Raw genomic sequence first — 4,008 nt, forward strand, 5'->3', positions numbered from 1 at the left:
GCATTGATGCAGCTTCGTGCATGTCTTCGATATTACCCAAATCATACAATGTCAAACCAATACGATGGTCTGTTACTCTTCCTTGAGGGTAGTTGTAAGTTCTGATTTTTGCGCTTCGGTCACCACTACTCACTTGGGAGTTTCGTTTAGCGGCATCTTCTTCTTGACGTTTTGCCAACTCGATATCATACAACCTTGAACGCAACACTTTAAAAGCTTTGTCTTTATTCTTGTGCTGAGACTTTTCATCCTGACATTGTGCAACTATCCCTGTAGGAACGTGAGTTAATCGAACAGCTGAATAAGTCGTGTTTACAGACTGACCTCCGGGTCCTGAGGAACAGAAAAAGTCAATTCGCACATCCTTTGGGTCTATTTGCACATCAAATTCCTCAGCTTCGGGTAACACCATAACAGTGGCGGCACTAGTGTGAACACGCCCTTGGGTTTCAGTTTGAGGAACGCGTTGGACCCGATGCACCCCGGCTTCAAACTTTAAAGTTCCGTAAACATCTTCACCGTTTACTTCAAATTGGATTTCTTTATAACCACCATTTGTGCCTTCACTAAAATCCATCACATTAAACGACCAGCCTTTACTTTCAATATATTTTGAATACATTCTGAACAAATCTCCTGCAAAAATTGACGCTTCGTCTCCTCCGGTGCCGGCTCTTATTTCCATCACAACGTTTTTGGCGTCTTCAGGATCTTTAGGAATCAACATAAACTTGATTTCATCCTCCAGTTTTGGAAGGCGTTCTTTTGCAGCTTCCATTTCTAATTTTGCCATTTCGAGCATTTCGGCATCACTACCATCATTGATAATCTCTTCTGCTTCTTTGACACTGTTGGTGAGTGAGATATATTCCTCACGCTTATCCATTAATTTACGTAAATCTTTATATTCCTTATTTAATTGTACATATCGCTTTTGGTCAGAAATAATATCCGGTTGAATGATTAAATCACTCACTTCATCAAAACGCTGTTTAATAATTTGCAATTTTTCTAACATATGCTCCCTCTATTTTGAGTGGTGCAAATTTAAGATAATTAAATGTAATTAATAAGATATAGCCATAAAATGAAATCCATGGCAATTGGATGGTTTAACTCTTTAAAACCTACAGATAACTCTCCTGTTCAATGCGAAGTTCGCTTTCATTTTCGGAAGAGGCTACAGTAAAAGCAAAGTTAACTAATAGATACAAACCAAGGATATAGAAAATTCGTTCAAAATAAAAGGCTACATCTATTTCGTAAAAATAAGCTGCCAAACCGCTAAGGTCTGAAAACACAAAGCACAACACAAAAAACAGATAATGTAAAGGTGTTTTTCCAAAAAAGCGGTCATAATATAAATAGGCGATAAACGCCAAAATCAACAAGATTCCGCCTTGTAAATAAAACAGGACCAATTGCAAGCCATTGTCAAGCTTATCTGTTAGTATTTCTGATAAATAGTACATATTAAAAAGGTTTAAACAAACTAAAATAGTAATAAAAACAGCTATTGGAGAAGTAAACTTTGTGATTTTTAATTTTTTTATTCCATAATAAATCAGAGCGATATAAGCGAGAATTGTAAATATAAATGAGGACGTTTTATATGAGCTCATTTCATAATTAACTATCAAAAGGTCTCTCAATGTAAAAAGTATCAAAGCAAAGAATACAAATCCTATCCAGTATTTTTTATAAAAAACAAAGAAAGTGAAGAATGTGAAAGCTGTAAGTACTCTTACCATTCTCGAGATTTCTATTTCAAATTTTGAAATAACTATCATGTTTAAGCCAATGAAGATTACAACCAGAAGAAATAGGAAGGTATCCTTAGAGTGTAGATTAATATTCATTTTAGTTTCGTTTAGTTAGTTAATAAGAATTCTCTTACATAACTACCTACGTAAATCAAGAACTATTGGTTTTATAGTTTTTGAAAAGTACTATCAAAATTGAGGTTCATCAATAATCAAAAATACCAAACTCACTCTTAATGGTAAGTTTCTTTTTATCTGAAGCTTCTACTCTACCCACAATTTGCGCATCTATTTGGAAGGATTTTGAAATGGAAATAATATCTTCAGCAATTGTTGAGTTGCAATATAGTTCCATACGGTGGCCCATATTAAATACCTGGTACATTTCTTTCCAATTAGTACTTGATTCTTTTTGGATTAATTTGAACAATGGCGGAACTTGAAAAAGAGAGTCTTTTACAATGTGAAGGGCATCAATAAAATGAAGAATTTTGGTTTGTGCCCCGCCACTGCAATGCACCATGCCGTGAATATCAGCAGCGTTGTATTTAGAAAGTATTTTTTTGATTACAGGAGCGTAGGTGCGCGTTGGTGAAAGCACAAGCTTACCTGCGTTCAACGGACTGTTTGCCACTTCATCGATCAATTTTTTTGTGCCGGAATAAACTAAATCTTCAGGAACTGATGCATCAAAACTTTCAGGATATTTATTTGCGAGGTACTTTTCAAAAACATCGTGGCGTGCAGAGGTGAGACCGTTGCTTCCCATCCCGCCATTGTATTCCTTTTCATATGTGGCCTGCCCAAAAGATGCTAATCCTACAATCACATCACCGGCCTGAATGTTTGCGTTATCAATCACATCGCTGCGTTTCATTCTTGCTGTTACTGTTGAATCAACAATGATGGTGCGCACAAGATCGCCCACATCAGCGGTTTCGCCACCCGTGGAATGGATGGTCACGCCAAACTGCTTCAGGTCTTCGATCAGTTCTTCCGTTCCATTGATGATGGCAGATATGACTTCGCCGGGAATTAGGTTTTTATTGCGTCCAATGGTGGAGGAAAGCAAAATGTTATCAGTCGCTCCCACACATAACAGATCGTCAATATTCATAATAAGCGCATCCTGTGCAATGCCTTTCCAAACAGAAAGATCTCCTGTTTCTTTCCAGTACATGTACGCCAAAGAAGATTTTGTGCCTGCTCCATCAGCGTGCATAATCAGGCAATACTTGTCGTCTTTGGTGAGATAATCAGGGATAATTTTACAAAAAGCCTTAGGAAAAAGCCCTTTGTCAATATTCTTTATAGCATTGTGAACATCTTCCTTTCCTGCTGAAACACCGCGTTGTGCATATCGTTTGCTTATTTCCTGGCTCATCTTAATAATTTAATCATAAAAATAATAAATTAAAAAATCCCGTTCAAAAGTGAACGGGATTGTATTTATTTTGTAAACAACAATTCCCTGTATTTTGTCAATGGCCATAACTCATCGTCTACAAGCAACTCAAGTTTATCGCAATGATATCTTATAGTCTCAAATAGTGGTTTTACATGCTCACAATACGCTTTAGCAGTTTTCTCAATATCTGACATATTGTTTGCTTTTTTTCGTTCATCAGTCATTTCGGTCACACCTTGATTGATTTTTTCAATGTGTTCACTAATTGCTTCAATAATTTCCAATTGCTGTTCTGCCATTTTTGTAAAACCTCCACCATATATTTCTTTTAGCCCTTTTACGTTGTTTACCAAAACACTTTGATATTTGATTGCTGTTGGGATCACGTGGTTTCTGGCAATATCGCCCAAAACGCGTCCTTCAATTTGAATGCGTTTGGTGTATTCTTCAACTTCTATTTCATACCGTGCTTTTGATTCAATCTCACTCATAATACCCATATCTTCAAAAAGACTGATGGCTTTTTTTGAAATTTTAGCTTTTAGTGCTTCAGGAGTTGTTTTGTAATTACTTAGTTTTCTCTTTTTGGCTTCTTTTTCCCACGCCTCTCCATAGCCATCTCCTTCAAAACGAATGCGTTTTGAGTCTTTTATATACTCACGAAGTACATTAAAAATTGCATCGTCTTTTTTCATTTTCTTTTCATCAATCAGCTTATCAACTGCTAGCTTAAACTCTTTTAATTGTTTTGCTACTATGGTATTTAAAACCGTCATAGGGTGTGCACAATTTGCTTTAGATCCCACTGCTCTAAACTCCCATTTATTTCCGGTAAAT

General features: G+C 36.4%; 3 protein-coding genes and 1 pseudogene. All 4 read right to left on the bottom strand.

All coding sequences use genetic code 11. The features are described 5' to 3' along the window. On the bottom strand, positions 1 to 1,018 hold a 1,018-nt coding region (gene prfA, locus AACY61_RS10000), incomplete at its 3' end, for a peptide chain release factor 1 (RefSeq protein ID WP_339611436.1). Positions 1,019 to 1,127: 109 nt separating this feature from the next. Continuing rightward, the gene (locus AACY61_RS10005) at positions 1,128 to 1,859 is read right to left on the bottom strand and encodes a hypothetical protein (RefSeq protein WP_339611437.1); all 732 of its coding nucleotides are present in this window, start codon (positions 1,857 to 1,859) and stop codon (positions 1,128 to 1,130) included. Positions 1,860 to 1,968: 109 nt separating this feature from the next. Further along, a complete protein-coding gene (locus tag AACY61_RS10010; RefSeq protein ID WP_339611438.1) occupies positions 1,969 to 3,147 on the bottom strand; it encodes an AIR synthase related protein in 1,179 nt (392 codons plus the stop codon). A 65-nt stretch (positions 3,148 to 3,212) separates the two neighbouring features. Continuing rightward, positions 3,213 to 4,008 (bottom strand): annotated as a pseudogene (locus AACY61_RS10015) (glutamine synthetase type III); the annotation flags it as partial.

Origin of the sequence: uncultured Planktosalinus sp. (assembly GCF_963973675.1) — a bacterium.
In the GTDB taxonomy this organism is placed as follows: domain Bacteria; phylum Bacteroidota; class Bacteroidia; order Flavobacteriales; family Flavobacteriaceae; genus Planktosalinus.

Excerpts from the sequence above, each read along its gene's own strand:
- AACY61_RS10005 (WP_339611437.1), bottom strand. The coding sequence starts at position 1,859 with ATGAATATTAATCTACACTCTAAGGATACCTTCCTATTTCTTCTGGTT.
- AACY61_RS10010 (WP_339611438.1), bottom strand. The coding sequence starts at position 3,147 with ATGAGCCAGGAAATAAGCAAACGATATGCACAACGCGGTGTTTCAGCA.